This window comes from Micromonospora sp. DT68, assembly GCF_049847245.1.
Lineage (GTDB): Bacteria > Actinomycetota > Actinomycetes > Mycobacteriales > Micromonosporaceae > Micromonospora > Micromonospora profundi.
On record NZ_JBNCNZ010000052.1, the window covers coordinates 387 to 1,072 of the forward strand.

A 686-nucleotide genomic window follows, 5' to 3' on the forward strand; every position below is an offset into this window, starting at 1 on the left:
GTGGGTGGCCGGTTGGTGGTGGGTGACTGGAATGGTGATGGTAAGGCTGAGCCGGCGTTGATGCGTGATGACGGTGACGGGACGATGACGATTTGGCGGTGGTTGTCGTCGGGTTCGTCGTTTGAGCGTGCTAGTGATTATGAGTCTGGTGGTTGGACGATGTCGCGGGTCGGTGATCGGGTGGCGGCCGGTGATGTGAACGGTGATGGTAAGGACGACATCGTCGCGACGTATCAGGAGTCGGATGGTTCGTTCAGTTACCGGGTGTGGAAGGGTGGCCTGTCGCACGAGCGGTGGTATTCGTCGGGTCCGTTTAATTTGGACCCGGTGGGTGGCCGGTTGGTGGTGGGTGACTGGAATGGTGATGGTAAGGCTGAGCCGGCGTTGATGCGTGATGACGGTGATCGGACGATGACGATTTGGCGGTGGACGTCGTCGGGTTCGTCGTTTGAGCGTGCTAGTGATTATGAGTCTGGTAGTTGGACGATGTCGCAGGTGGAGGATCGGGTCGCGGCTGGTGACGTGAACGGTGACGGTAAGGACGACATCGTGGCGGCGTATCAGAACGCGGCTGGTGATTTCACGTACCACGTGTGGAAGAACGCTTGGACCCATGGGGAGTGGTACACCTCGGGTCAGTACTCACTCGGACCGGTCGACAGCCGCCTGGTCCTCGGCCGCTGGTA

1 protein-coding gene is annotated in these 686 nt (G+C 59.9%); it reads left to right on the top strand.

All coding sequences use genetic code 11. The features are described 5' to 3' along the window. Positions 1-15 precede the first annotated feature (15 nt). On the top strand, positions 16-686 hold a 671-nt coding region (locus ACPXB1_RS30575; protein ID WP_425736168.1), incomplete at its 3' end, for an FG-GAP-like repeat-containing protein.